This window comes from Streptomyces sp. NPDC101227 (assembly GCF_044767545.1).
Lineage (GTDB): Bacteria > Actinomycetota > Actinomycetes > Streptomycetales > Streptomycetaceae > Streptomyces.
Map to the genome: position 1 here is coordinate 67,510 of NZ_JBIWOD010000006.1, position 25,720 is coordinate 93,229.

Sequence of the window (25,720 nt, forward strand, 5' to 3'; positions counted from 1 at the left end):
GCCCGGTGCGATCACCCCACCGTCTCCGAAGTCACCGACGTCGCTGAAGTCGCCGAAGGGGCCCCCGCGCCCTTGGCGTTCTCCGGACCCGCCCCGTTCTCGCCGTCCTCGCCGTTCTCCACGTTTGCGACGTTCTCCCCGTGCGGCCCCTGCTCCGCGTCCTCCGTCGTGGGCCGCCCTCCGGCAACCGCCCCCGTAGGGGCCCGGTCCGGCAGTCCGCGCAGCAGCACCCCGTAGCCCACGGCCGCAACGGTGCCGACGACGGCGCAGGCGCCCCACAGCGCATCGGCCCCGAAGCGGTCGATCACGACGCCGCCGAGCAGCGGGGCCGTCAGGGAGGCGATGGACCAGGAGAGGGCGTACATGCCCTGGTAGCGGCCGCGGCCGTGGAGGGGGGAGAGACGGACCACCAGGCCCATCTGGGTGGGGGAGTTGATGATCTCGCCGAGGGTCCAGACGGTGACCGCGACCGCGTACATGGCCACCGAGCCGGCCAGCGCGGTCAGCCCGAATCCGTAACCGGCGAGCAGGGACGAGCCGATCAGTAGCATCGCGGGGCTGCGGTGTTCGATGAAGCGGGTGACCGGGATCTGGAGCAGGACGACGAGTACGCCGTTGACCGCGATCACCATGCCGAAGTCCGCGCTGGAGAAGCCGTCCTGACCCATCGACACCGGCATCGAGACGTACGCCTGCTGGAAGAGGAGGGCGAGGAGGAGGTTGAGGCCGACGACGGTCATGAAGCGGCCGTCGCGCAGCACGGTCAGCATGGAGACCTGGTCGGGCCCGGCGCCCGAGGGCGCGTCGGAGGAGCGCGGGGCCGTCTCCGGCCGGGACTCCGGGAGCTTGAAGAAGACCACCAGGGCGCAGGTCAGCACGAGGGTGGACTCGCCCAGGAAGAGGGCCAGATAGCCGTGTGCGGCGATGAGTCCGGCGGCGGTGGAGGAGACGGCGAAGCCGAGGTTGATGGCCCAGTAGTTGAGGGAGAAGGCCCGCACGCGGTCCTCGGGGGCGACGATGTCGGCCATCATCGCCTGTACGGCGGGGCGGGAAGCGTTGGTCGCCATGCCGACCACGCCCGCCACCGCGGCGATGGCGACCGGGTCCTCCATGAAGCCGAGCAGCGCCACGGACGCCGCCGTCGACAGCTGCGCGATCAGCATCGTGGGCCGGCGGCCCAGCCGGTCCGTCAGCACTCCGGCGCCGATCGACGAGACCACGCCGCCGAGGCCGTAGAGCGCGCCGACCAGGCCCGCGTACGAGGCGGAGTAGCCGCGTTCGAGGGTCAGGTAGAGCGCCAGGAAGGTGGCGACGAACGCACCCAGCCGGTTGATCAGGGTGCTCGTCCACAGCCACCAGAACTGGCGGGGGAGCCCGGCGACGCTCTCCGTGGCGGCTTGCCTCAGACGGGTGAGGGGAGGGACGGAAGGAGACGCGGACATGACAGTTCCCCCGGATGGCGTGCCGCCCGTAGGCGAGCGGTGGATGGCGGTGGCGCGGGCGGATGCAAGAGCTGCGATGCGGTGGTGGAGGCAGTGGTGCGGGGCGAGTGGTGCGCCAGTGTCGCCATGTAAGTGGCGCAGGCGATGTTCGCAACCTACATAGCGGAATGGTCCGGCCGCCACCCAATTGACGGGAAGCGTCAATCGTCACGAGGAAGCCCAGGCCCTGGACCCGCGCCGGGCCGTATCCGGAATTGGATTACGCTCGACGCCATGGCCGACGCGACATACAAGCTGATCCTCCTCCGCCACGGCGAGAGCGAGTGGAATGCGAAGAACCTGTTCACCGGGTGGGTGGACGTCAACCTCAATGAGAAGGGCGAGAAGGAGGCGGTCCGCGGCGGAGAGCTGCTCAAGGACGCCGGTCTGCTCCCCGACGTGCTGCACACCTCCCTCCAGAAGCGCGCCATCCGCACGGCGCAGCTGGCCCTCGAGGCCGCCGACCGCCACTGGATCCCGGTCCACCGCAGCTGGCGCCTGAACGAGCGGCACTACGGCGCGCTGCAGGGCAAGGACAAGGCGCAGACGCTCGCCGAGTTCGGCGAGGAGCAGTTCATGCTGTGGCGCCGCTCGTACGACACCCCGCCGCCCGCCCTTGAGAACGGTTCCGAGTTCTCCCAGAGCGAGGACCCGCGCTACGCCGCCATCCCGCCGGAGCTGCGCCCGAAGACCGAGTGCCTCAAGGACGTCGTCGTCCGCATGCTGCCGTACTGGTACGACGGCATCGTCCCGGACCTCGTCGCCGGCCGTACGGTCCTGGTCGCCGCCCACGGCAACAGCCTGCGCGCCCTGGTCAAGCACCTCGACGGGATCTCCGACGCGGACATCGCCGGCCTGAACATCCCCACGGGCATCCCGCTCGCCTACGAGCTGGACGCCGACTTCCGCCCGCTCAACCCCGGTGGCACCTACCTCGACCCGGAGGCCGCCAAGGCCGCCATCGAGGCAGTGAAGAACCAGGGCAAGAAGAAGTAACGGCGGCGAGCGCAGCGCCTTCGCAAGCCCCCTACCTGCGGGTTCTCCCCGGGTGGGGGGCTTGTGGCGTGTTCCGGCCGGCTTCGGAGGCCGCCAGTTCGCGGCACCAGGGGCAGTCGGCCGCCACATGGTCCCGGCCGGGGGTGTCGAGCCAGTAGGCGCCGAGGAGCTCGGGATTGACGCCGGCACGGTACTCGTCGCGTGCGGTCGGTTCGGTGGGTGAGTGGTGCGAGGGCTTCATGCTCGGGCCAACGCTTCGGGGGTGCCACCCGGTATGGGGGGTGGCAGCTTCGCGATGCATTTGTGACAAAACGGACCGATGGCGGCGTTTCGAGCGGGGAACGGGCGCGCGAAAAGCGCCGCGGTCGCGGCCGGGGGAGGCGGCTTCCGTGGCGCGACCGCAGGCAACGCGACAACGCGGCAACGCGACGCCGAGATGACTCGGGCGAACGTCGACGAACCGGGCGAACGCCGGCGACCGGGACGCGGCGCCGACAACGCAGCGGCCCCGGCCGGCAGGGATGCCGACCGGGGCCGTGGTGCGCTTATCGGTGGCTAACCGCAGCTGCCGCCGCACTGGCACGACCCGCCGGACTGGCAGCCGCAGCTGCAGCCGGGGCCGCAGCTGCAGCCGCTGAGCAGCGGAAGCTGCGGCCGTGTGGCGGCCGGTGGGGCGCCGTGCGGCGGGGTCGGGCTGGGGGAGTCCGCCATGAGTGCCATGTATTGCCTCCTCGGGGTCACCTTGGTGCCCATTGCAAGCCAGGCTGCCGAGGCGCGTCAACGGCGCGTGGAGGCGCACGTCAATGGCGCGGGGTGGCGAACGGTGGCTCGGTGGAGCCGTTATGCGCCCTCGACCGCCGTCGGCGGCGCGATCTCGTCGGCGTGCTCACCGGTGACCAGATAGACGACGCGCTTGGCCACGGAGACCGCGTGGTCCGCGAAACGCTCGTAGTAGCGGCCCAGCAGGGTCACGTCCACGGCCGTCTCGATGCCGTGCTTCCAGCGGTCGTCCATCAGGTGCTGGAAGAGGGCGCGGTGCAGCAGGTCCATCGCGTCGTCGTCCTGCTCCAGCTGGAGCGCCAGGTCGACGTCCTTGGTGATGATGACCTCGCCGGCCTTGGCCATCAGGCGCTGCGCCAGCTGCCCCATCTCCAGGATGGTGGCGTGCAGATCGCGCGGTACGGCCGTCTCCGGGAAGCGCAGCCGGGCCAGCTTGGCCACATGCTGGGCCAGGTCGCCGGAGCGCTCCAGGTCGGCGCTCATCCGCAGCGAGGTGACGACGATCCGCAGGTCGGTGGCGACCGGCTGCTGCCGCGCCAGGAGGGCGATCGCCCGCGCCTCCAGGTCGCGCTGGAGGTCGTCGACCTTCTCGTCGGCGGCGATCACGCTCTCGGCCAGCTTCAGGTCCGCGTCGAGTATCGCCGTGGTGGCGCGCCCGATCGCGGAGCCGACGAGCCGGGCCATCTCGACCAGGCCCTCGCCGATCGAATCAAGCTCCTCGTGGTACGCGTCCCGCATCAGTGACCTTCTCTCACATCGAGTGGTATCGGGTGGTGGGGTGGGCTGTGAGGGGAACGAACGGGCTGTGACGTCCGGTTCCCACGCTCCCACGCTCCGTGTCCGCACGACCCGCACTCCGCCGAGTCCGACCGCCGCGCGCCGGTGCGGGATCGATTCCTCACCCGCACTCTCACCGTGCGGCCAGATCGCGACCTGTGCTGCCACCCGGAGTGAATCGCCGCCGACATGAAGGTGAATTCTGGGCGACGCGACCGCTGCCACCAGCCCGGCCTTACGCTCGGGTGAGCCGCGCCAGGGGTCCGCCGCGCGGTCGCACCGCGCTCACCAGCGACTTCCGGCATATCCGTACGCGCCCCTTTTCGGACCTCCGGAGTGAACCACCACCGACGCCACGGTGAACTCTGGGCGACGGGTGTTCGAGCAGAGGCTCCCACCGCTGGGGAAGTGTCCGACCTGCCGCATACGCTGGAGTCATGAACGTGGACGCGGCCGTTGCCGCAGTGGCAGCGATCGCCGGGTTGTGCACCGGTGTCTTCGCCATGCTGGCGTTCCGCTGGAGCGAGCGGGACCAGGCCAAGCCCACGCGTACGTCCTTGCACACCGACGCCGTGCTCCCGCCCGGCGTCGACACCGTCCTCTCGGTACTGCGCTCCTCCGCCGTCGTTCTCGACGAGGCCGACGCCGTCGTCAAGGCCAGCTCCGCCGCGTACGCCCTCGGGCTGGTCCGCGGCGGCAAGCTCGCCGTGGAACCGATGATGCAGATGGCCCGCGACACCCGGCGGGACGGCGAGATACGCCAGGTCGAGCTGGACCTCCCGCGCCGCGGCACGGGCCGCGGGGACGCCCTCGCGGTCTCCGCCAGAGTCGCCCCGCTCGGCTCCCGCCTGGTCCTCCTCCTGGTCGAGGACCTCACGGAGGCCCGCCGCATAGAGGCGGTCCGGCGCGACTTCGTGGCCAACGTCAGCCATGAGCTCAAGACCCCTGTCGGCGCCCTCTCGCTCCTCTCCGAGGCCGTGATGGACGCCAGCGACGACCCCGAGGCCGTCGAGCGCTTCGCCGGCCGGATGCAGAACGAAGCCACCCGCCTGACCAACCTCGTCCAGGAGCTCATCGACCTCTCCCGGGTCCAGAACGACGACCCGCTGGAGGACGCCGAGCCGGTCCGGGTCGACGAGCTGGTGGCCGAGGCGATAGACCGCTGCCGCCAGCAGGCCGGTACGAAGCAGATCACCATGGCCGCCGGAGGCACCGCCGACCTGCACGTATGGGGCAACCGCGGCCAGCTCGCCGCCGCCCTCGGCAATCTCGTCGAGAACGCCGTCAACTACTCCCCGGCACGCACCCGGGTCGGTATCGCCGGCCGCCGGGTGACGGCGCCAGGGGGCGACCTGATCGAGATCGCGGTGACCGACCAGGGCATCGGGATCTCCGAGAAGGACCGGGACCGCGTCTTCGAGCGGTTCTACCGAGTGGACCCGGCGCGCTCGCGCGCCACCGGCGGGACCGGCCTCGGCCTCGCCATCGTCAAGCACGTGGCCGCCTCGCACGGCGGAGAGGTCACGGTGTGGAGCGCTGAGGGACAGGGCTCCACCTTCACCCTGCGTCTCCCGGAAGCCGGCGCCGTACGCGACCGCGAACGCCCCGCCGACCTCGATACCGCGGAGGGCCTCGACGACGAGGACCGCCCGTACGAAACCTTCAACGAACCGCTCCCTGCTCACCCCGCCCCGGAGGTCCTTCCGTGACCCGAGTGCTTGTCGTCGAGGACGAGGAATCGTTCAGCGATGCACTGTCGTACATGCTCCGCAAGGAGGGATTCGAGGTCGCCATCGCGGCTACGGGCCCCGACGGACTGGACGAGTTCGAGCGCAACGGCGCCGACCTGGTCCTGCTGGACCTGATGCTGCCGGGTCTGCCCGGCACCGAGGTCTGTCGCCAGCTGCGTGGCCGTTCCAATGTCCCGGTCATCATGGTGACCGCCAAGGACAGCGAGATCGACAAGGTCGTCGGCCTGGAAATAGGAGCCGACGACTACGTCACCAAGCCCTTCTCCTCGCGCGAACTGGTCGCCCGCATCCGCGCGGTGCTGCGCCGCCGCGGCGAGCCGGAGGAGGTCACCCCGCAGGCCCTGGAGGCCGGCCCGGTCCGGATGGACGTGGACCGCCACGTCGTCACGGTCTCCGGCGGCAAGGTCGACCTGCCGCTCAAGGAGTTCGACCTCCTGGAGATGCTGCTGCGCAACGCCGGCCGGGTGCTGACCCGTATGCAACTCATCGACCGGGTGTGGGGCGCCGACTACGTGGGCGACACCAAGACCCTGGACGTGCACGTCAAGCGGCTGCGCGCCAAGATCGAGCCCGACCCGGGCGCGCCGCGGTATCTGGTCACGGTCCGCGGCCTCGGCTACAAGTTCGAGCCGTAGGCCGTGCCCGGCAAAGGCCGATTAGCAGGTAACGCGTCAGGGCGCCCCTCCAGACCGGAAGGGCGCCCTGACGCGTTCTGCGCTGCGCAGCGACTCCGCTGCGGACGTGCGGCTCAGTGACCGGCGTGGGCCGTCTCCGAGGCCTCGCCGGACGGCTTGCCGGCCTCGGTGGGCTTGCCCGACTCGGACGGGCTCGCGGAGGTGGTCGGCTTGCCCGACTCCGAGGGGGACGCCGAGCCGGAGGGCTGGGGCATCTGGGTGGGGCCGTAGCCCTCGAAGTAGTTCTTCGCCGGCACGACGAAGGCGCCGATCTGCACCTTGCCGGTGGAGCTGAAGGCGAAGGTCAGCTGCTGGATGTTCCCGTCCTGGACGGACTCCCGGCCGCTCGCGAGGACGGCCGAGGGGTTCTTCGCGCCGCCGATCACGACGGAGCCACCGGCCGGCACGGTGATCGGGCCGGCGCCGGTGGCGGGCGACAGCTTGGCCGACGTCCCGGTCCCGTTGACGGAGATCGCGGTCAGCTTCTGGTCCTTGGTGCCGCTGTTGAACACGGTCGCGCTGATCACGGCCGGGCCCTTGGAGTTCACGTCGGGCTGCGTGATCACATTCGCGTTCTGGATCTTGATGTCGCCGACGGAGGTCTCGGCGTTGTCCGGCTTGACCTGCAGCGTCTGCGCGTCGCTCCCGGCCCCGCAGGCGGACAGCGAGACGACGGACAGCGACAGGACGGTAGCGGCGAGGACGCCGCGTCGAAGGCTGCGGCTCACGGCGGCGGCATCTCCTTGACGAGCTACGGCGGCCGAACTTCGTGCCCGGTCGCGGATGGGCGGCTGGGGCGGCATTGCGTACGCGTCATGGCGACGGGCACGTAAAGCCGCCCTAAGGGTGTGTCAGCGCCGCTAGGTTACCGAGCCGTCCTCGCGCCGCCGCACCCGACCCGCCCCCAGCGCGATCACGCACCTCGCGAGGGGTCCGGCGGTCCGGTCCGGCCGCCGCCGGGGAGGCGTTCCGCACCTCTGTCGCGGCATCCGCCCCGCACCAGGTCCCGCGGCTTCCCGGAGGCCCCCGGAGAAGAGCCGGGCAAGTGCTGGGGAAGTACCGGAGGACGTTCCCCGGGGGAGCTCTTGGTAAGGATCGCGCAAAGGATCACGGGACGGATCCGGATCACTTCCCGGCGTGTCCGGTGAACTCGCTTTGAATAATCCTCAAGAGGACACCGGCGCCAAGAGACGACCAAGAGACCGCCAAGAGTCCGGTCGGTCGGCGGCGGCTCTGTTTCCCCCGTTTCCCCCGGTGAAAAGCAGTATTCGCAGGGAATGCGGACACCCCGGAATTTGATCACCGCGCTCCGCCACCCCCGGATGATCAATTCAAAGAATCGCGTCGGGGCCCTCCGCGAGCAACCGAACGGAGTAGCTGAAGTCGCTCATACGGATCGCCGCAAAACGGGACGTTCGACCTGTTGATCACCGTGTTCCGGGTGCCTGGCGGGTGCGTTTCCGCTCACCTGTGAAGCCCCTCCCACCTGCGAATACCCTCGCAACGGGACCCTTCGAAGCACGTTCCGGCCGCTGTTGTCAAGCCCCGAGATATGCCCTGACCTGCGAAAACGCCATTCAGAACGGCCCGTTCCCGTGTTAGCATGGATAGCCACGGAAGGGGTACCTGTCACATGACGTTCAAGGTTGGCGACACCGTGGTCTATCCCCATCACGGGGCCGCGCTGATCGAGGCCATCGAAACTCGCCAGATCAAAGGCGTGGACAAGACCTACTTGGTGCTGAAGGTCGCCCAGGGCGACTTGACTGTTCGTGTGCCAGCGGACAATGCGGAGTTCGTCGGCGTACGCGACGTGGTTGGTCAAGACGGGCTGGACCGGGTCTTCGAGGTGCTGCGTGCACCGTATGCCGAAGAGCCGACGAACTGGTCCCGTCGCTACAAGGCAAATCTCGAGAAGCTCGCCTCCGGCGATGTCATCAAGGTCGCCGAGGTAGTTCGTGACCTGTGGCGTCGTGAGCGTGAGCGCGGACTCTCCGCCGGCGAGAAGAGGATGCTCGCCAAGGCGCGCCAGATCCTGGTGAGCGAGCTCGCCCTCGCGGAGAACACCAACGAAGACAAGGCCGAGGCTCTGCTCGACGAGGTCCTCGCGTCCTGACGACGCACAAGGTCAAGCACGTAACGTCAATCAAGAGCAGCGCCCTATCGATCTTGAATTGACGTGATGCGACGTAGCAATGCCGCGGTGCCCGAGTGACGACCGCCTCCCCGATGGAGAGGTCTGTTGCCGGGCGCTGCGGCATATCTGCGACGGCGCATCCACGGAATTCTGCGACGCACGAAAACTCTGCGACACACGAGACGGCTGAAAAGTGACGGATCTCCGTCATATGCACCTGTAGCGTGCCGGGCTCGGGCAGCTGCCTCGACCGCTGTCACGGAAGGGTCCGGTCAAGGCGTCGCGCCCGGCACTCCCCCACGCCCTACGAGCACGGGGTCCCTCCAGGCCATACCCACCCCGGCCGAGGAAACAAACCTGTCTGCGCCAATTCCGGGCTCGCCCCGGACTCCGGAGCCCTCGATGTCAGATCCCTCCCGCCCGATCCGCACCGCCGCCGTGATCCCCGCCGCCGGCCGTGGAGTCCGGCTCGGCCCCGGCGCCCCCAAGGCGCTGCGTGCACTGGGCGGCACCCCCATGCTGGTGCACGCCGTCCGCGCCATGGCCGCCTCCCGCGCCGTCTCCGTGGTCGTCGTGGTCGCCCCGCCCGACGGCGCCCCCGCGGTCCGGCACCTCCTCGACGAGCATCCGCTCAGCGACCGCACCGACCTGGTGGTGGTCCCCGGCGGCGAGACCCGCCAGGAGTCCGTACGGCTCGGGCTCGCGGCCCTTCCGGACGCCATCGACGTGGTGCTGGTGCACGACGCCGCGCGCCCGCTGGTCCCCGTCGAGACGGTCGACGCGGTGATCGCGGCCGTACGCGCCGGCGCGCCCGCCGTCGTCCCCGCGCTGCCGCTCGCCGACACCGTCAAGCAGGTCGAGCCGCAGCCGCAGGGCACCCCGGAGCGGGTCGTCGGCACCCCGGAGCGGGCCCTGCTGCGCGCCGTACAGACCCCGCAGGGCTTCGACCGCGAGACCCTGCTCAAGGCGCATGCCACCGTCGTCGAGGGCGAGGGCGCCACCGACGACGCCGGGCTCGTCGAACGGCTCGGGCAGCCGGTCGTGGTCGTGCCCGGCCATGAGGAAGCGTTCAAGGTGACCCGGCCGCTGGACCTGGTCCTGGCCGAGGCCGTACTCGCCCGTAGGAGGGCCACCGATGGCTACGTCTGAGCCGACCCCCGCACCCGTCGCCGGCATCCCCCTCGTCGGCATCGGCACGGATGTGCACGCCTTCGAGCGCGGCCGCGAGCTGTGGTGCGCCGGGCTGCTCTGGGACGCCGCCGACAGCGACGGGTACGGCCTGGCGGGGCACAGCGACGGCGATGTGGCCGCGCACGCCGCCTGCGACGCGCTGTTCTCGGCGGCCGGCGTCGGCGACCTCGGCGCGCACTTCGGTACCGGCCGCCCCGAGTGGTCCGGTGCCTCCGGGGTGACGCTGCTGGCCGAGGCCGCGCGCATCGTACGGGCCGAGGGGTTCGCGATCGGCAATGTCGCGGTCCAGGTCATCGGCGTACGGCCGAAGGTCGGCAAGCGGCGCGACGAGGCGCAGAAGGCGCTGTCGGCGGCGGTCGGGGCGCCGGTCTCGGTGTCCGGGACGACGACCGACGGGCTGGGCCTGACCGGCCGCGCCGAGGGGCTGGCGGCCATCGCCACGGCGCTGGTGGTCCGTACGGGCTGACCCGCGCGCCCCGTGCCGGGTCCCCGGCGCGGCCGGTGCCGAGATCCCTCGGCCGCAGCGGGAATGCCGCGCCCTGCACGGGGTGTTGAGGAAGCGACGGGTACTCATGCCGGCGGATCGGCCCCACCGGTCCGCGGGACGTATCGGATCGGACCGCAGGAAGGACGCGCTCGTGACTGCCACCCTCTCCGACGACCTCAGGAAGCTCCTCGACACGCCGGTCTTCGTGACCGTGGCGACCATCCAGCCGGACGGCAGCCCCCAGGTCTCCCCGGTCTGGGTGAAGCGGGACGGCGACGATCTGCTGATCTCGACGACCGTCGGGCGCCGCAAGGAGGCCAACCTCCGGCGCGACCCGCGCGTCTCGGTCGTCATCCAGCCCTTCGACGCTCCGTATACGTATGCCGAGGTGCGCGGCACGGCCTCGCTCACGACCGAGGGCGGGCAGGAGCTGATAGACGAGCTGTCGCGGAAGTACACCGGCAAGCCGTATGCCGAGTTCAATCCGGCGGCCGGCGAGGACAGCGAGAGGGTCGTCGTGCGGATCGCCCCGCGCAAGGTGGTCGGCCGGGTCTGAGCGGCGGCCGGAGCCGAGTCGGAGTTGGCCGGCGAGCGGCCGACACTTCCGGCGAATCGGGCCAGTGTCACGGTTGTGTGACCCCGTGGCCGACGGGTCACGGGGCACTCCTTCCTTCCGACTACCCTGGTTCCGTGACGATTCGCCTGTACGACACCAGCGCCCGGCAGATTCGCGATTTCAACCCGCTCACGCCGGGCTGTGTCTCGATCTACCTGTGTGGTGCCACCGTGCAGGCCGCCCCGCACATCGGGCACATCAGGTCGGGACTGAACTTCGACATCATGCGCCGCTGGTTCTCCTACCGCGGCTATGACGTCACCTTCGTGCGCAATGTGACCGACATCGACGACAAGATCATCCAGAAGTCGGCCGAGCAGGGCCGCCCCTGGTGGTCGATCGGCTACGAGAACGAAGTCGCCTTCAACACGGCGTACGACGCCCTCGGCTGCCTTCGTCCGACGTACGAGCCGCGCGCCACCGGCCACGTCCCCGAGATGATCGAGATGATGCGCGGCCTGATCGAGCGCGGTCATGCGTACGCGGCCGACGGCAACGTCTACTTCGGCGTGAAGTCCTTCCCCGGCTATCTGGAGCTGTCCAACCAGGAGCTGGACCACCTCAAGCAGCCGTCCGGCGCGGGCGAGACCGGCAAGCGGGACCCGCGCGACTTCGCCATGTGGAAGGTGGCCAAGGAGGGCGAGCCCAGCTGGGAGACCCCCTGGGGCCGCGGCCGGCCCGGCTGGCACCTGGAGTGCTCGGCGATGGCCCACAAGTACCTGGGCTCGCGCTTCGACATCCACGGTGGCGGCATCGACCTGATCTTCCCGCACCACGAGAACGAGATCGCGCAGGCCAAGGCCTTCGGCGACGACTTCGCCGCGTACTGGACCCACAACGCCTGGGTGACCATGAGCGGCGAGAAGATGTCCAAGTCGCTGGGCAACTCCCTGCTCGTGAGCGAGATGGTCAAGCGGTGGCGCCCCATCGTGCTGCGCTACTACCTCGGTACGCCGCACTACCGCTCCATGATCGAGTACAGCGAGGAAGCGCTGCGCGAGGCCGAGTCGGCGTTCGCCCGGATCGAGGGCTTCGTCCAGCGGGTCGTCGAGAAGGCCGGCATGGTCGAGCCCGCGGCCGAGGTGCCGCCGGCCTTCGCCGAGGTGATGGACGACGACCTGAGCGTCCCGCAGGCGATGGCGATCGTGCACACCACCGTCCGGCAGGGCAATTCCGCGCTCACCGCCGACGACAAGGAAGCGGCGGTGGCCCGTCTCGCCGAGGTGCGGGCGATGCTCGGCGTGCTGGGCCTGGACCCGCTCGACGAGCGCTGGTCCGGCGGCACGGAGCGCGGCGAGGACCTGCACGGCGTGGTGGACTCCCTCGTACGCCTCGTCCTCGATCAGCGGCAGTCGGCCCGCGCCCGCAAGGACTACGCCACCGCCGACGCCATCCGCGACCAGCTCCAGCACTCCGGCCTCGCCATCGAGGACACCCCGTCGGGTCCGCGCTGGTCGCTTTCCTGAAAAGCGTGGTCCCGGTACGCGTCCTGAATCGCGTCCCGGGACCCGTCCCGAAGCCTGTCGCGACCCCCGGCCACCAGCCGGATTCGCCCTATCCGGCGGCCGCGGGCGACACTCAATCCATACGTACGTACCCACTCCACGTCGCGAGACGTCGAGAGCAGTGAAGAAACGGGTGACCCATGGCCGGCAACAGCCAGCGCAGGAACCGCCGCACGTCCAACAAGAAGGGCGCGCAGGTCGGCAGCGGCGGCAAGCGGCGCCGGGGCCTGGAGGGCAAGGGCCCGACCCCGCCCGCCTCCGCGCGCAAGGGACACAAGAAGAACCGGGTCGCCAACGCGCAGGCGAAGCAGGCCGCGGCGCGCCGCCCGGCCCCGCGCCGCGGCGGTCCCAAGGGCACCGCCGAGCTGGTGGTCGGCCGTAACCCGGTCGTCGAGGCGCTGCGCGAGGGCGTGCCCGCCACGACGCTGTACGTCCAGCAGTTCATCGACAGCGACGAGCGGGTGCGCGAGGCGCTGCAGCTCGCCGCCGACCGCGGGATGAACCTCATGGAGGCGCCGCGGCCCGAGCTGGACCGCATGACCAACGGCCTCAACCACCAAGGCCTGGTCGCGCAGATCCCGCCGTACGAGTACGCGCACCCGGAGGACCTCGCCGCGGCCGCCTTCGACGACGGCGAGGACCCGCTGATCGTCGCGCTGGACGGCGTCACCGACCCGCGCAACCTGGGCGCCGTCGTCCGCTCCGTCTCCGCCTTCGGCGGCCACGGCGTGGTCGTGCCGGAGCGCCGGGCGGCCGGGATGACGGCCGGCGCCTGGAAGACCTCGGCGGGCGCGGCGGCCCGTACGCCGGTCGCCCGCGCCACCAACCTGACCCGGACGCTGGAGTCGTACCAGAAGGCGGGCCTGACGGTCGTCGGCCTGGCCGCGGACGGCGAGCTGGAGCTCCAGGACGTCGAGGCGCTGGACGGCCCGGTCGTCATCGTCGTCGGCAGCGAGGGCAAGGGCCTGTCGCGGCTGGTCGGGGAGACCTGTGACGTGCGGGTGCGGATCCCGATGCCGGGCGGCGCGGAGTCGCTGAACGCCGGTGTCGCGGCCGGTGTCGTCCTGTGGGAGGCGGCGCGCCGCCGCGCCTGAGCGAGGGCGCCCCGGGCGGGCGGAGTCACACCGCAGCCCGGGGCAAAGCCTGACCCTCCGTGCGAATTCCGACCGACTTTCGCGAATCCCCCGAATCTTTGACGGGTCTCGGACAGAGATAACCGGTCAAGGCAGTGTCTTAACCGCGAGTCACTCGGTTAGATGAGCGTGGACACCAGAACACCCCGCACGCCTACGGGGGGACGCTCGCCGGGCTTCGATGACGAGCCCATCCTGAGCTCGGTCAAGGTGCCGTGCGATCCCGCGCAGGTCATTGTCAACCACGCCAGTTTCCGAGTGCAGCTCGCCGGGCCCGTAGCGGGCGCGGTGGGTAACACCATGGCCGACACCGCGCGCATCCCCGTGATCCGGGGGTCGTCCGCTCCTGCCAGACGGCGGGCGCCCGTGGTGTGGAGCGGCCGTACGACCCCGGGCGGCACGGCCGGCGCCACCACCCAACTCCTGCACGCGGTGCGCAACGCGGGCATCGGCCTGGACAGCGGCCAGGGCGAGGACATCGGAACGACCCAGGTCCTGCCCCGGATCCGCGTCGACGACGCCCGCGCCTCGACCGTGGTCGGCCAGCGCAGCCCCCTCGAATCCAACGAAACCCTGCTGCGCGGCGTACGCCCCGTAGGCAGCGCCTACAACGACACCGCCTACCACGACGGCGGCCGCGCCGACGACGGTTACGACGACGACGGCTACGACGACGACCAGTTCGAGGCCCGGGACCGCTACGACGGCAAGCGGCGCGGCGGCGACTCCGTACGCCACGCCTACTACCCCGGCCGCCGGATGAACCTCGGCGTCGTCCTGCTGCCGCTGCGGATCTTCCTCGGCCTGATCTCCGTCTACGCCGGTATGGGCAAGCTCTGCGACCCCGTCTACTTCGACGGCGGCGAGCGGGGCTCGATGGTCAAGTGGCTGCAGTCGCTGGACCCCTGGGCGCTGGCCGTGCCGCTGCGCGACTTCGCCGTCTCGCATCCCGTCGGCGCCGGTCTGACCGTCGCCTTCCTCCAGGTCGTCGTCGGCGTCCTGACCATCTGCGGACTATGGCAGCGGGTCGCCGCTTCCATCGGCGCGCTGCTCTCCGCGGCGCTGCTGATGACCGTCAGCTGGCGCACGGTCCCGGCGTACGACGCCCCGGACATCATCTACCTCGCCGCCTGGAGCCCGCTGATCATCGCGGGCGCCCCGGTCTACTCCATGGACGGGCGGCTGGCCGGCGAGGCCTGGCGGCGGCTCGGTCCGCGGGTCGAGGTCGGCGAGCTGCGCCGCCGGGTGCTGCGCCGCGGCGCGGCGATGACCGCCGTGGTGGCCGGGCTGACCCTGCTCATCGGGTCGCTGCTCGGTGGCGCCGTACGGTCCGCGTCCGTCGCGCCCGTACCGCGTCCCGGCGAGCCCGCGATCAACAACCTGCCCGGTACGCCGCTGCCGCGTCCCGGCAAGAAGGCCACCCGGCCCGGTCAGCACCGCACCGGCAACGGCATCCCGCGGCACCGCGGCAAGCCCTCCGCCGACGCCTCGCACAAGGCCGGCAAGCGGGGCCTGCCGTCCGCCTCGACCGCGCCCACCGCCGGCACCACCAGCGGCATCGTCCAGCCCGGCGGCGCGACCACCAGCGGCCCGCCGCAGCGGACCGTCCCGTCCCGCACCTCGACCCCCAGCCGCGCGACGCCGAGCTCCGGCGGCACCGGCGGCGGCACGACCGGCGGCGGTACGAGCAGCAGCCCCTCGGGCTCCGGGGGAAGCGACTCCGGCCGCGGCAGCACGCTGGGCGGCCTCCTGGGCTGACCCACCCGGACCGACCGCACCCGGACGTGCGACCGTCCCCGATCACCGCAAGGGTGGTCGGGGACAGTCGTGTGCGGGGGCGGTGAGGCGGGGCGGTTCGCCGGCCGGGGCAAGGTCGGGCCTCGGGCCGTGGGGCGGTCCCGGGGGCTCAACGGCCCTGCGTCCCCAGTTCCTTGGCGGCCTCGGTGAGGTCCTTGGCGGTGTCGATGGCACGCCAGTAGGCCCCGTGCGGGAGCGGATAGCCGGCCAGGCGGCGTTCGCGGGCCAGGCGGGGGAAGGTGGTGCGCTCGTGGTCGCCGCGGGCCGGCAGCAGGTCCTTGAAGGTCGCGGAGAAGGCGTAGACGCCCGCGTTGATGAGGTACGGGGAGGGCGGCGCCTCGATGAAGTCGAGGACGTGGCCGAAGGCGTCGGTCTCGACGACGCCCCAGGGGATCCGCGGGCGGGCCAGCGCGAGGGTGGCCTCGGCGTCGCGCTCGTGGTGGAAGGCGGCCATCTCACGGAGCGGGAAGCGGGTCCAGATGTCGCCGTTGGTGGCGTACCAGGGCTCCTCCGGGCGGGGGAGGTAGGCGGCGGCGTACTTGAGTCCGCCGCCGCGGCCCAGCGGTTCGGTCTCGACGACGGTCGTGACCCGCAAGGGCAGTTGGGCCCGGTCCAGCCAGTCCTGGAGTACCTCGGCGAGGTGGCCGCAGGAGATCACCGCGTCGGTGACGCCTTCTTCGGCCAGCCAGTTCAACTGGTGGCCGATGATCGGGGTCCCGGTCCCGGGGATCTCGACCATCGGCTTGGGCCGGTCGTCGGTGTACGGGCGAAGTCGTGAGCCCTGGCCGCCGGCCAGGACCACGGCCTGCGTGGGATAGGGATGGGGGGCTTCTGCCATGGTTCGCACCCTATGGGGTGCGGGCCGGGGTCACTGGGCGGCGGCGACGCCGGTGGCGAAGGAGGTGTCGCAGACCGGGCGGGAGAAGGCCTGGGCGCGGTGTGCGGCACCGTACTTGGCGACCGCGGCGCGGCCGAGGGAGCGGGCGATGGAGGCACAGTGCTTGGCCAGCGAGGGCCTGGCGTTCATCTCCTTCTGGAGGTGGGTGAGGGCGACGCCGGGGTCCTTCTCCTGGAGATCCAGCAGAAGGCGGTCGCGGAGGATGTCCTGGGGTGCGCGACGGGCCTGCGGTTGGGCCTTGATGGCGGCCGTTCCGGAGGACGCGGTCAGCACCTGCGAGTCGGCGGCCTGTGACGCCCACGGGACGCGGGTGACCGCGAGAGTCCCGGAGAGTACGAGGACGACGGGCAGGACAAGGGCAAGGGTTCGGCCGATGCGGCGGGCTGCGGAGTTCACGGTGGTGATGGTAGCGAGGAGTGATGATTTGGCGACATTTGGTCACCTTATCGAGGGACGAAATGGCTCGTCGGTGCGGTTATGAGGTTGACGCATCGGTGCGAAAAGCCGGTTCTGTCGGGGTATTTGTCGACCGGTATGGGCGTGGCGGGTGTACGGGGTCCGATGGCGGGGCAGGGGCCCGCCGGCCGTCACTCTCCGCTATGGACGACGGCGGCGGTACCGGGTACGGGCCCCGGTACCGCCGCCGATGCGCTCCGCGCCGGTCGCCTCGGCCGCTGTGCGCCGAGCCGCCGTTCGCCGTGCCGCTAGTCGCTGAGCCGCTCACCCGAGGACGTCGAGAAGACATGCGTCTCACCCGGCATCGGCACCACATGCAGCTGGGTGCCCTTCTGCGGCACCTGGCGGCCGTTGACCCGTACGACCAGGTCCTTGACCTCGCCGCCGACCTCCGCGGTGCCGTAGACGTAGCCGTCGGCGCCCAGCTCCTCGACGACGTTGACCGTGACGGCCAGGCCCGCCGGCGCGTCCGCGGCGTCCTTCGTCAGCGACTTCGCCGCGGCGCTGTTCTGCTCGACGATCTCGAAGTGCTCGGGCCGCACGCCCACGGTCACCGTACGGTCACCCTTGTCGCTCGCCGCGGCCAGCGCCTCGCGGTTCACCGGCACCACACTGTTGCCGAACTTCACGCCGCCGTCGGTGATCGGCACCTCGACCAGGTTCATCGCGGGCGACCCGATGAACCCCGCCACGAACAGGTTGGCCGGGCGGTCGTACATGTTGCGCGGCGAATCGATCTGCTGCAGCAGCCCGTCCTTGAGGACGGCCACGCGGTCGCCCATCGTCATGGCCTCGACCTGGTCGTGGGTCACGTACACCGTGGTGATCCCCAGGCGCCGCTGGAGCCCCGCGATCTGCGTACGGGTCTGGACGCGGAGCTTGGCGTCCAGGTTGGACAGCGGCTCGTCCATCAGGAACACCTGGGGCTCCCGGACGATCGCCCGGCCCATCGCGACCCGCTGCCGCTGGCCGCCGGAGAGCGCCTTGGGCTTGCGCCCCAGGTACTCCGTAAGATCCAGGATCTTCGCCGCGTCCTCGACCTTCTGCCGGATCTCCGCCTTCGGCACGCCCGCGATCTTGAGCGCGAATCCCATGTTGTCGGCGACCGTCATATGCGGGTAGAGCGCGTAGTTCTGGAACACCATCGCGATGTCCCGGTCCTTGGGCGGCAGGTGGGTGACGTCGCGGTCCCCGATGCGGATGGCGCCTCCGTCGACGTCCTCCAGCCCCGCGAGCATCCGCAGGGAGGTGGACTTGCCGCATCCGGAGGGGCCGACGAGGACGAGGAACTCGCCGTCCTCGATGGCGATGTCGAGCTTGTCGACGGCGGGCTTGTCGGAACCCGGGTAAATGCGGGTTGCCTGGTCATAGGTGACCGTAGCCATGATGATGAATCCCTTCACCGGCAGGAACGTGCCGGACGATCCGAGTAAAAGGAGTGGTGTAGTCCACCGCACCGCAGTGGACTGGCCGTGACGCTACCCGCGGCGGCTCCCGGTGTCAGTACCTCAGAGGTCACGAAAATCCCCAGGCCCCGCGATCACGTAAATCCGGCGACGGGCATCCGGCAGGCCTGGGTACACTTCTTCCGGCACGCCTCCTTAGCTCAGCTGGCCAGAGCACCGCTCTTGTAAAGCGAAGGTCGTCGGTTCGAATCCGACAGGGGGCTCTGTGTGTGAGCAGGGATGAAGCCCCGGGTCGGTGATGACCCGGGGCTTCTGGCGTCTGCGGGTGACGTCCGCGGGGGCAGTCGGTCGAGGTCAGCCGTCGTGATCCGTCTCGGTCGAGCCGCCGTTTCAGGAGCCGGGCCAGGTGGCTGAGCGCTTCCCGCTGGGTGTCCTGGGTGACATGGGTGTAGATGTCCATGATCATGCTGATCCGGCTGTGGCCGAGGATCTCCATCGGAACGCGCGGGGGCGCACCGGTCGCGGTGAGCAGGGCGGCGTAGTGCAGGTTCTTGGTCTCGATGCCCCGGCGGCGGGTGTGCCGCAGTCGGTGTCCATAACAGCGACCACAGCAACCGGCCTCACGCCGTGGCGTCCCCTTGGACCGATGCAAGGGCAGTTGGACGGGTCATGGCCACACCCCTTATCCACACCAACGGACTTGGTGGAAGTGGGCGGACGGCCCGGACGGCCCTCTGGAGCGTTGCCCAGCTTTCGGAAGAACGGGTGGCCTATCCGGAACGTGGGCTGTCACAACTCGCGGGTCTGCTCGCCGTCACCCATTCTGTAATAGGGGGTCCCTGGCATGAGCTCGATCATCCCGAAGCACCGAGCCAGGGGCACTCGAGAGGAGAAAGGCATGCGTATACGACGACTGCTAGGCCTCGCCCTCGCCACAGCAACCCTCGCCGGCGTGAGTGCCGTCGGTGCCGCCGCAGCTCAGGCAGCGACGCAACCGGCAGCGACGCATCCGGCAGTTTCCGCCGCGCAGTGCACGGCCCAGGGCGGAACGGTCAACCCGGCCGGACCCTACCGCGGCGCCACGTGCACCTTCCCCGACGGACACTCGGAAGCCATTTCCTGAAGCGCGGGACCGGACGGGCGGGGCACAGCGGCCCTGGCGTCTCGGAGAATCGCCGCGTGCAGATGACCTTTGATTTTCTTAATGCTGACGTCGCCATGACGGTAGATGTTGACGGCAACGTCTTTGCGCTGAAGTTCCAATCTGACAGGGGGCTTTGTGGAAGCCCGGGTCGGCTAGTTGCTGACCTGGGCCTTTTCTATTCGTCCGCTCTGCGGGACGGGAACGAGAGGCGGCCTGGTGGGCGGCCTTCGGCCTGAGTTTGCGGGTGGCCGTCGGCTGACCTAGCGTCGGAAGAAAGGGCGGGTCCTGCCGAGCCGACGGGTGCGGGGCCCGGGAACACGGCCGTCCACCAGCCGCTTCCGCCGCTCGGCGCGTTGATTCCGCGAAATTTTTTGACTAACCCCGGAGAGCTGGTGTCTCCATGCACACGTCGGCACGTATCGCCGGTCTCCTCACCGGTGTGACCCTTGCGCTCGGTGGCGTGGGCTTCCTCGCCCCCGCCGCCCATGCGGATATCCCGGCCTGCACGAGGATGGTTGAGCTAACGGGCGTCGCGGTCTCGGGCGCCGTCACATCGGCGTGCACCCAGGGCGTCCACAACGACCTGAAGGGCTGTGTGGCCGGCCTGACCGCCGCCGGAGTGCCGGGCGGCGCCGCGAACGGTGCCTGCCGGTCGGCGGCCAGCCCTCCGTGACGGCTTTTGGACGGGCCGATATCAGACATATCGCACGAGTCGTCAGGCAACGTGCTGACGCGAGGCGTTGGCCTGCATGAACAGGGGCCGGGCGGCGCGGTTGAAGCCACCTGGCATGGATGATTTTGAGCTGGTGAAAGAGGCTGGTGAGAGGGGCTGTTGAGAGGAAGGCCTGCCGTGAACCAGCGCCGTTGGTGTCAGACGAGGCCCTGGGTGAGCATGCCGGTGGCGAGGCGTTCGAAGGCGGCGATGTTGGCGCCGGTGACGTAGTTGCCCGGCGTGCCGAAGCGGTCCGCCGTCTCGTAGCAGGTGTGGTGGATGCGGCGCATGACGGCGGTGAGCTTCGCCGCGGTCTCTTCCGGGGGCCAGGTTTGGCGGGTGGCGTTCTGCTGCATTTCCAGGACGCTGGTGGCCACGCCGCCCACGTTGGCCGCCTTTCCGGGGCCGAAGGCGACGCCCGCCCGGTGCAGGAGGTGCACGGCGCCCGGTGTGGTGGGGCATGTTCGCCCCCTCCGCGACCGCCTTCACGCCGTGGGTCAGCAGCGTCGTCGCGGCTTCGGCGTCCAGTTCGTCGTTCTGGGTGGCGCAGGGGAGAGCGACATCGGTGGGGACGCTCCGTGACCCGGTACGGCTGTGCCTGCGCGGGCAGCCGGCGCACCGGGTCGCCCTCCGTCCGGCACAACGCCGCCAGCGACGCCTCGGGCCGCGGCGCGCCGGCCACCGGCTCGGCGGCCGACGGCTCCGCCTCGCCCGCGAAACCCGCCACGTCCGCGGTCACCAGGCGTTCCAGCCGCCGGGTCAGCGCCTCCGCGACGAGCTCCGGGACCGGGGGGTGCGGCTGCGTCCCGCTCGGCCAGTGCGCCACCGCGGTCCGGTCGTAGTCCAGCGCGAGGCCGACCTCGGCGCCCACGATGTTCACGGCCCTGGCGAGCGCACCCTGCGTCCAGCGCGCCTCGGCGAGCAGGGCCCTGAGCGGCTTGTTGGGGTGGCGGGGCGACGGCACTACGTCTCCTGGGGCGGTGCGGAAGGGACTTGCCGGGGGTGGCGGGGTGCCACCTGGGGGGTGAAATTCGCCCGGGGCGCCAATCTGCCCGGGATTCAATACCGTTACTCCGGAATGCGGGACAGGACGCTCGTGTACGCGAAGACCATCTCCCTGGCGGCCGTGGTGAGTTGGCGGTTTCGTGGGAACGAATAGGCTTCGATGGGCGTGTGTTGTTCGACGGGTGTTGTTCGACGGATGTTGATCTGCGGGCGTTGATCGATACGCCTTGCTTTCCGCAGGGCGACGTCGGCGATTTTGAGACAACTCATCAGCGGACCCCGCGGTCCGCCGTATAGCGGAACTCCGGCGCGCGGGCGCAAGGACGTAAGGGGCGGCGTCCCGAGGCCCTCAACCGGTCACCTATACGAGAAAATTCGCGTAGCCGGGAACTGCCGTTCGTACGCTACCGAAAAGAGACCGCCGGTAAGCAATAGCGGCGCGCACAAAGGCCGCCCGTCGGCCCCATCGACGCATCTGCGGTCGATTCTTCCGCGGGGCCGCCGAGATGAGCTTCACCGCCTTCTGGCCGACATCACCCCCTCCCTATGGTGAGGCGTTGCCGACGGCGTCTCCTCACAGAATCATGGGTCGGGTGCCGACGGAAGCCCGCTTCGGCGCCGAATGCGTGAATGTGTTGAACACGCAACGGGCTCGGAAGCGGTGAACTCCGCTTCGAGAGAAGGATCATGGCGCAGAAACGCCGAACGCCGCGCTCAGGGCGTTGCTGACGGAAGCCGGCTGGTCCGCCGCCGATCTCGCCCGGGCCGTCAACGCGCTCGGCGCGGGCAACGGCTTACGCCTGCGCTACGACCGCACCTCCGTCGCCCACTGGCTCGACGGGGCGCGCCCGCGAGGCGCCGCCGCCGACCTGGTGACCCAGGCTCTGAGCCGTCGTATCGGCAGGCCCCTCACGAAACGCGACGCAGGGCTGGACGGTCCGGAACGGGGAGGGAATCCGGTGGCGGTCATTCTGCGGGCGGCCGATCCCCTCCAGCGCCTCGGTTCCTTGTGCCGGGCGGACAGCGATCCCGCCCGCCGGGCGCCGCTCACCCGCGCGGTGCTGCCCGCCGGACTGCCTCCGGCATGGGAGAAACGACCCTTGTGGACCCCGACGCGGACGGGGCGCGGCGGCCCCGCCACCGACGCGGACGTGGCGCGGCTGGAGGACATGGCGCGCTGCTACGCGCGGGTCGCGGAGCGGCACGGCGGCGCCCACGCGCGCTCCGCGCTCGCCCACTACCTCGCGGAAGACGTGGCGCGACTGCTCACCGCGCCCGCCACCCCCACGGTGCGGCGCGGCCTGCTGACGGGCGCCGCACGACTGATGCATCTGCTGGCCGGCACGACCGCGGACGTGGGGTACGCGGGCCTCGCTCAGCATTACTACGGAATCGGGCTGGAGTTGGCCCACGCCGCCGGCGACCGTGCCACCTACGCGGTGACGCTCCGCGGTATGAGCGCCCAGGCACACCGCCTCGGCGACCGCCGGCGGGCCCTCACCCTCGCGGAAGCCGCGCTGGCCACCGCGGGATCCGGCGCGCTTCCCGCCACCTCGGCCTTCCTCCACGCCGGACGCGCGGTGGGCCATGCCGCCGTCGGGCGGAGCGGGACGGCGCACGCCGACCTCGCCGCCGCCGAGGAGGCCCTTTGCCGTTCCACGGAACCCGAAGGCCCGTTCACGAGCTACTCCTACGCCGCGCTGCAATACCAACGCGCGGAAGTCCACGCCCTCTTGGGAGACCGCCGGAAAGCCATCGCGGTCCTGGAGTCCTCCCTGCACCACCGCCCGGCCGGCCAGCGCAAGGCCCGTGCCCTGATCCATGCCCGGATGGCGCATGTGCTGCTGGCCGCGGAACAGGGGGACGCCGCGCTGGTGCAGTGCCACCGCTTCCTCGACCACTACGGACAGCCGGCGGCCGGCTCCGCGCAAGGAGCGCTCGCCCGGATGCTCGGCGAACTCAGCCCGTATCGCACCAACCCGGGTGTCCGGGAATTCCGGGCCCGCCTTCGCGCCGCTTCGTCACCGGCGCGCGGTCCGGGAGAGCCGCCTCCCGGCCGCTGATCCGCCCGCCCTCATCCCGCCCGACCCCGTCCGGCGGCCGCTCCGCCGTGCCCCTGTACATCAGCCCCGACGTGATCATCGCGACATCCAAAGGATCCGTCATCACCGGATGTATATGCCCGGGGCGGTTGCCCAATCCCATGTCCACCTGTCTGGCCCCCACACGCCCCACACACCCCGCACGCCCGCGAACCGTTCGTGGATCCGCGACCGTCCGCGGTCGCCAGCCGCGCGAGCTTCTCGGCGTCCGGGGTGCCGGGCGCGGCGGTGAGGAGGACGAGGCGGAGATCCGTGCCGGGTGCGGAGAGCACGTCGCAATCCAGGGTGAGCGGTCCGAGGACGGGGTGGTGGACCGTCTTGGTGTCGCTCTCATGGTCGTCGACGAGGTGCGCCTCCCACAGCTCCGCGAAGCGGGGGACCGAGCGCCGCAGATCGCCGATCAGGGCCCACAGGCGCTCGTCCGCGGGGTAGCGGGCGGTGGCCGTTCTCAGGTCGGCGACCAGCGCGGATTCAAAGCGGGCGATGCGTCCGGGGGCGTGCCGTACCCGCCCGGGGAGTCCGGTGAAGTGCTGCCAGGCGATGTTGCGTTCGCGCTCCGGGGCGGCGGCCGGATCACCGACCAGATCCGCGTACAGCGGATTCCAGGCAACCAGGGTCCAGGCCGCGTCGTACACGCCGACCGGGCTTCCCGTCATCTGGTCGAGCAGCCGTCGGAGCCCCGGAGTGAGCGTCGCCGTGATCCGGTCGTCGCCGGGCGGTGTCGCGCCCGCCAGCAGGAACAGATGCCGCCGCTCCGCGTCGGAGAGCCGGAGCGTCTGCGCCAGGGCGGCGAGGATCTGATCGGAGGGCGAGGCCGCGCGGCCCTGTTCCAGGCGGACGATGTAGTCGACGGAGACGCCCGCCAGCAGCGCCAGCTCCTCGCGCCGCAGGCCGGCCGTGCGACGGACGCCCCGGAGGGCCGTGGGAAGGCCGGCGGCGGCCGGTGTGAGACGGGTGCGCCAGTGACGCAGCGCGGTGGCCAAAGGGGTGTCTGCGGGCCGGCTTCCGGTCATGGACCAAGTATCCAGGTGGTGTGGGCGGGGCGGCCGGGCACAGCCTGGTACCGCCGTTCCCAGGAAGAGGCGGGTGCTTCCTGCCTGTTGGGGCGGGCGCTTGGCTGGCGGCATGGAGAAAACACGCACCGATACGGGTACGAGCGCGAGTACGGGGACGGATAGGGGTACGGGGACGGACAGGGGTACGGGGACGGGCCGCGGCAGGCCGCGGGTCACCCTCATCACCGGGGGCAACAAGGGGCTCGGGCTGGAGACCGGCCGCCGGCTCGTCGCGGCCGGACATGACGTCTATCTGGGGGCGCGGGACGCCCGGCGCGGGGCGGCGGCCGCCCGGCGGATCGGCGCGCGCTCCCTCCTGCTGGACGTCACCGATGACGAGTCCGTGGCGGCCGCCGCCGAGGCCGTACGGGAGGAAACGGGCGGCCGCCTCGATGTGCTCGTCAACAACGCCGGTATCGCCGGGACCGCACGGCCGGCCCGGGAACTCTCCGCGGCCGAACTGCGGACCGTCTTCGACACCAATGTCTTCGGCGCGGTGCGCGTGCTGCACGCCTTTCTGCCCTTGCTGACGGCCGGCGAGGCACCCGTCGTGGTCAATGTCAGCAGCGGCCTGGGATCGCTGGCCGTCACCGCCGATCCCGCGGGCCATGCGACGGTCGTGCCCACCTGGCTCCCGGCACCGGCCTACAGCGCGTCCAAGGCCGCGCTGAACATGCTCACCGCGCAGTACGCCCATGCCTGCCCGGAGCTGCGCATCAACGCCGTCGACCCCGGACACACGGCCACCGACCTCAATGGGCACACCGGTCCCCAGACGGTCGAGGAGGGCGCCGAGATCATTGTGCGCATGGCGCTGATCGGGCCCGACGGCCCCACCGGCGGGTATGTCGCCGCGGGCGGGACGCTGCCGTGGTGAGGGGCGGCGAGGGGATGCCGCGCCCGGCCCGGCGCGTCGAGATCGTCACGGACCTGATGTGCGTCCATGGGTACCTCGCGTTCACCCGCCTCATGCGGGCCGTGCGCGCCTACAGGGAGGCCGGCGGCGAGGCGGCGACCGTCTTCCTGCCGTACCAGCTGCGGCCGGATGCGCCGGTCGCCGGGGAGCCGCTGTTCGAGGAGCACAAGCGGGACCGCGGCGAGGCCTTCGCGCGGGCGGTCGCCGCGGACACGACCACGGGCGTCGCGGACGGCCTGGAACTGAACTTCAGGCGTGTCGTGTTCACCAGCACCTTCGACGCCCAGCTGCTGCTGGCCGCCGCGTCCGCCCAGGGGAAGGGCGAGCGGACGGCCGAGCGGCTGTTCCGGGCGTACTACACCGACGGGCTGCACCTCGCCGACCCCGGCACCCTGCGTCGGCTGGCCGAGGAGGTGGGGGTGGCGGTGACCGAGGACGCCGGGGAGCGGGAACGGGCCGGGGAGCGGCTGCGCGCCGAGCTCGCGCGGGTCCGGGGGCTCGGGCCGCCGTCCGTTCCGGCCGTCCGGATCGACGGCGGGCCGTTCCTGGCGGGGGAGCGGGACCTGTCCGAAGGGGCGTTCCGGGCGGCGTTGGCCGGGCGGCCTGACGCATCGTCGGCGCTCGGGTGACGGCGGAGGAAGGGGCGGGGACGGACGGGGATTTGGACGCGCCGCGGCGGGCGGGGCGGCGTAAATTCGCCG

The 25,720-nt window shown here is 71.0% G+C and carries 22 protein-coding genes, 1 tRNA gene and 1 pseudogene; 15 read left to right on the top strand and 9 right to left on the bottom strand.

Features of this window, described 5'->3' with window-relative positions; all coding sequences use genetic code 11:
- Window positions 1-11: 11 nt before the first annotated feature.
- Window positions 12-1,442: an MDR family MFS transporter gene (locus ACIRPT_RS15390; RefSeq protein ID WP_403827216.1), complete on the bottom strand. Its 1,431-nt coding sequence runs from the start codon at window positions 1,440-1,442 to the stop codon at window positions 12-14.
- Window positions 1,443-1,715: 273 nt separating this feature from the next.
- Here ACIRPT_RS15390 and ACIRPT_RS15395 point away from each other — a divergent pair, with 273 nt between their 5' ends.
- Entirely contained in the window at window positions 1,716-2,477 is a 762-nt protein-coding gene (locus ACIRPT_RS15395; protein WP_403827218.1) for a phosphoglyceromutase, read from the top strand.
- A 31-nt stretch (window positions 2,478-2,508) separates the two neighbouring features.
- Here ACIRPT_RS15395 and ACIRPT_RS15400 read toward each other — a convergent pair whose 3' ends face one another.
- Together ACIRPT_RS15400 and phoU are read right to left on the bottom strand one after the other, a co-directional pair.
- The gene (locus tag ACIRPT_RS15400) at window positions 2,509-2,718 is read right to left on the bottom strand and encodes a hypothetical protein (protein ID WP_403827220.1); all 210 of its coding nucleotides are present in this window, start codon (window positions 2,716-2,718) and stop codon (window positions 2,509-2,511) included.
- A gap of 599 nt (window positions 2,719-3,317) precedes the next feature.
- Window positions 3,318-3,995 carry a phosphate signaling complex protein PhoU gene (gene phoU / locus ACIRPT_RS15405; protein WP_403511131.1) on the bottom strand — a complete coding sequence of 226 codons (678 nt, stop codon included), beginning with the start codon at window positions 3,993-3,995 and terminating at the stop codon, window positions 3,318-3,320.
- A gap of 476 nt (window positions 3,996-4,471) precedes the next feature.
- On the opposite strand from phoU, the gene ACIRPT_RS15410 reads away from it, so the two are divergent.
- On the top strand, window positions 4,472-5,743 hold the full coding sequence (locus tag ACIRPT_RS15410) for a sensor histidine kinase (RefSeq protein ID WP_403511134.1): 1,272 nt from the start codon (window positions 4,472-4,474) through the stop codon (window positions 5,741-5,743).
- Entirely contained in the window at window positions 5,740-6,420 is a 681-nt protein-coding gene (locus ACIRPT_RS15415; protein ID WP_006603892.1) for a response regulator transcription factor, read from the top strand. The genes ACIRPT_RS15410 and ACIRPT_RS15415 overlap by 4 nt, the downstream gene beginning before the upstream one ends.
- Window positions 6,421-6,533: 113 nt before the next feature.
- On the opposite strand, the gene ACIRPT_RS15420 is transcribed toward ACIRPT_RS15415, so the two are convergent.
- Window positions 6,534-7,187, bottom strand: a complete 654-nt coding sequence (locus ACIRPT_RS15420; protein WP_403827223.1) for a DUF461 domain-containing protein — start codon at window positions 7,185-7,187, stop codon at window positions 6,534-6,536.
- Window positions 7,188-8,092: 905 nt separating this feature from the next.
- On the opposite strand from ACIRPT_RS15420, the gene ACIRPT_RS15425 reads away from it, so the two are divergent.
- The 7 genes from ACIRPT_RS15425 (at window position 8,093) to ACIRPT_RS15455 (ending at window position 15,286) form a co-directional block, all read left to right on the top strand.
- Window positions 8,093-8,575 carry a CarD family transcriptional regulator gene (locus ACIRPT_RS15425; protein ID WP_003953493.1) on the top strand — a complete coding sequence of 161 codons (483 nt, stop codon included), beginning with the start codon at window positions 8,093-8,095 and terminating at the stop codon, window positions 8,573-8,575.
- A gap of 423 nt (window positions 8,576-8,998) precedes the next feature.
- On the top strand, window positions 8,999-9,745 hold the full coding sequence (ispD, locus tag ACIRPT_RS15430) for a 2-C-methyl-D-erythritol 4-phosphate cytidylyltransferase (RefSeq protein ID WP_403827225.1): 747 nt from the start codon (window positions 8,999-9,001) through the stop codon (window positions 9,743-9,745).
- Window positions 9,732-10,253, top strand: coding sequence for a 2-C-methyl-D-erythritol 2,4-cyclodiphosphate synthase (gene ispF, locus ACIRPT_RS15435; RefSeq protein WP_403827227.1), 522 nt, complete (start codon window positions 9,732-9,734; stop codon window positions 10,251-10,253). Before ispD ends, ispF begins: the two co-directional genes overlap by 14 nt.
- A gap of 172 nt (window positions 10,254-10,425) precedes the next feature.
- A complete protein-coding gene (locus ACIRPT_RS15440) occupies window positions 10,426-10,830 on the top strand; it encodes a PPOX class F420-dependent oxidoreductase (protein ID WP_403827229.1) in 405 nt (134 codons plus the stop codon).
- 134 nt (window positions 10,831-10,964) lie between these two features.
- Window positions 10,965-12,356, top strand: a complete 1,392-nt coding sequence (gene cysS / locus ACIRPT_RS15445) for a cysteine--tRNA ligase (RefSeq protein ID WP_403827231.1) — start codon at window positions 10,965-10,967, stop codon at window positions 12,354-12,356.
- A 179-nt stretch (window positions 12,357-12,535) separates the two neighbouring features.
- A complete protein-coding gene (rlmB, locus tag ACIRPT_RS15450; protein ID WP_403827235.1) occupies window positions 12,536-13,489 on the top strand; it encodes a 23S rRNA (guanosine(2251)-2'-O)-methyltransferase RlmB in 954 nt (317 codons plus the stop codon).
- A 162-nt stretch (window positions 13,490-13,651) separates the two neighbouring features.
- A complete protein-coding gene (locus ACIRPT_RS15455) occupies window positions 13,652-15,286 on the top strand; it encodes a DoxX family protein (protein WP_403827237.1) in 1,635 nt (544 codons plus the stop codon).
- Between the two features lie 148 nt (window positions 15,287-15,434).
- Here ACIRPT_RS15455 and ACIRPT_RS15460 read toward each other — a convergent pair whose 3' ends face one another.
- The 3 genes from ACIRPT_RS15460 to ACIRPT_RS15470 form a co-directional block, all read right to left on the bottom strand.
- Window positions 15,435-16,163, bottom strand: a complete 729-nt coding sequence (locus ACIRPT_RS15460) for an NDP-sugar synthase (protein WP_403511156.1) — start codon at window positions 16,161-16,163, stop codon at window positions 15,435-15,437.
- 30 nt (window positions 16,164-16,193) lie between these two features.
- Window positions 16,194-16,619, bottom strand: a complete 426-nt coding sequence (locus tag ACIRPT_RS15465; protein WP_403827239.1) for a hypothetical protein — start codon at window positions 16,617-16,619, stop codon at window positions 16,194-16,196.
- A 308-nt stretch (window positions 16,620-16,927) separates the two neighbouring features.
- Window positions 16,928-18,064 carry an ABC transporter ATP-binding protein gene (locus ACIRPT_RS15470; protein ID WP_403511161.1) on the bottom strand — a complete coding sequence of 379 codons (1,137 nt, stop codon included), beginning with the start codon at window positions 18,062-18,064 and terminating at the stop codon, window positions 16,928-16,930.
- A gap of 210 nt (window positions 18,065-18,274) precedes the next feature.
- Between ACIRPT_RS15470 and ACIRPT_RS15475 the strand changes: the two genes are divergently transcribed.
- Window positions 18,275-18,348, top strand: a tRNA-Thr gene (locus ACIRPT_RS15475).
- Window positions 18,349-19,629: 1,281 nt separating this feature from the next.
- Window positions 19,630-19,902 (top strand): hypothetical protein, encoded by a 273-nt coding sequence (locus tag ACIRPT_RS15480; RefSeq protein ID WP_403827241.1) that lies wholly within the window; start codon window positions 19,630-19,632, stop codon window positions 19,900-19,902.
- A gap of 197 nt (window positions 19,903-20,099) precedes the next feature.
- On the opposite strand, the pseudogene ACIRPT_RS15485 reads toward ACIRPT_RS15480, so the two are convergent.
- A pseudogene (locus ACIRPT_RS15485) lies at window positions 20,100-20,529 on the bottom strand (glutamate dehydrogenase); the annotation flags it as partial.
- Window positions 20,530-21,668: 1,139 nt separating this feature from the next.
- Here ACIRPT_RS15485 and ACIRPT_RS15490 point away from each other — a divergent pair.
- Window positions 21,669-23,009, top strand: a complete 1,341-nt coding sequence (locus tag ACIRPT_RS15490) for a hypothetical protein (RefSeq protein ID WP_403827243.1) — start codon at window positions 21,669-21,671, stop codon at window positions 23,007-23,009.
- Between the two features lie 11 nt (window positions 23,010-23,020).
- Here the strand turns inward: ACIRPT_RS15490 and ACIRPT_RS15495 are convergent, their stop codons facing one another.
- Window positions 23,021-24,061 (bottom strand): helix-turn-helix transcriptional regulator, encoded by a 1,041-nt coding sequence (locus ACIRPT_RS15495; RefSeq protein WP_403827245.1) that lies wholly within the window; start codon window positions 24,059-24,061, stop codon window positions 23,021-23,023.
- A gap of 112 nt (window positions 24,062-24,173) precedes the next feature.
- On the opposite strand from ACIRPT_RS15495, the gene ACIRPT_RS15500 reads away from it, so the two are divergent.
- Both ACIRPT_RS15500 and ACIRPT_RS15505 read left to right on the top strand, forming a co-directional pair.
- Complete coding sequence (locus ACIRPT_RS15500; RefSeq protein ID WP_403827247.1) at window positions 24,174-24,980, top strand: SDR family NAD(P)-dependent oxidoreductase; 807 nt, start codon at window positions 24,174-24,176, stop codon at window positions 24,978-24,980.
- The gene (locus tag ACIRPT_RS15505) at window positions 24,977-25,648 is read left to right on the top strand and encodes a DsbA family protein (protein WP_403827249.1); all 672 of its coding nucleotides are present in this window, start codon (window positions 24,977-24,979) and stop codon (window positions 25,646-25,648) included. Before ACIRPT_RS15500 ends, ACIRPT_RS15505 begins: the two co-directional genes overlap by 4 nt.
- Window positions 25,649-25,720: the final 72 nt, after the last annotated feature.